Annotated in this window: 1 protein-coding gene; it reads left to right on the forward strand. The window is 64.3% G+C overall.

What is annotated here, in order from left to right; genetic code table 11:
* Positions 1-930, forward strand: a 930-nt coding sequence (locus HMPREF0178_RS20105; protein ID WP_009369376.1) for a TrkA C-terminal domain-containing protein, incomplete at its 5' end; no start/stop codon positions are given.
* Between the last annotated feature and the right edge of the window lie 11 nt (positions 931-941).

A 941-nucleotide genomic window follows, 5' to 3' on the forward strand; every position in this document is an offset into this window, starting at 1 on the left:
GCCCGCCGCGTCTACGGGACCCGCGCCCAGTCGAACATCATCGCCCGGTTCGGGACGTTGTGCCTTGCCGAGGCGCCGGTCATCCACACCGAGTTCATGGGGCAGACGCTGCGCGAGTGCGGGTTCCGCGAACGCTTCGGCCTCAACGTGGCCGGGCTGTGGGAGGGCAATTCCTATATGTCCGCGCGCCCGGACAGCCGGATCGACGAGGCCTCCATCCTGCTGCTCGCGGGGACGGCGGATCAGCTTGAGGCCTATGACCGCAAGGCCGAGCGGAGCAGCAAGGCGAACCGGACGCCCGTGCTTATCCTCGGCGGCGGCAAGGTGGGGGAAGCGGCGGCGGATGCCTTGGAACGTCGCGGGCTGCCGTTCTGTCTCGTCGAGAAGAACCCCCGGCTCGTGCCGCCGGACGATCCCCGTTACATTCTCGGGAATGCCGGGGAACTGGCGGTGCTCCAGCGGGCGCACATCATGGAAACCCCGTCCGTCATCGTGACCACGCATGATGATGACCTGAACATCTATCTGACCATCTATTGCCGCAAGCTGCGGCCTGACGTGCAGATCCTCAGCCGTTCCACGCTCGATCGCAACGTGCCCTCCCTGTACAACGCCGGGGCGAATCTGGTGATGTCGCACGCTTCGATGGCGGCGAGTACGATCATCAATCTGCTCAGTCCCGGCCGGGTAACCATTCTGACGGAAGGCTTGAACATTTTCCGGGTGACGGCGCCTCCGGCCCTTGTCGGCCTGTCCCTGCGTGACAGCCGCATCCGTGAAAAGACCGACTGCAACGTGGTCGCCTTGAAGAGTCAGGGCGTATTGCGTGTGCCCCCGGACCCCAACGCGCCCATGAAGTCCGATACGGTGCTTGTCCTCATCGGCACCGCCGATGCCGAGCGTCGGTTCATGGAGCATTTTCCGAGTTAGGCGATACAATT

Source organism: Bilophila sp. 4_1_30 (genome assembly GCF_000224655.1).
GTDB classification, from domain to species: domain Bacteria; phylum Desulfobacterota; class Desulfovibrionia; order Desulfovibrionales; family Desulfovibrionaceae; genus Bilophila; species Bilophila wadsworthia.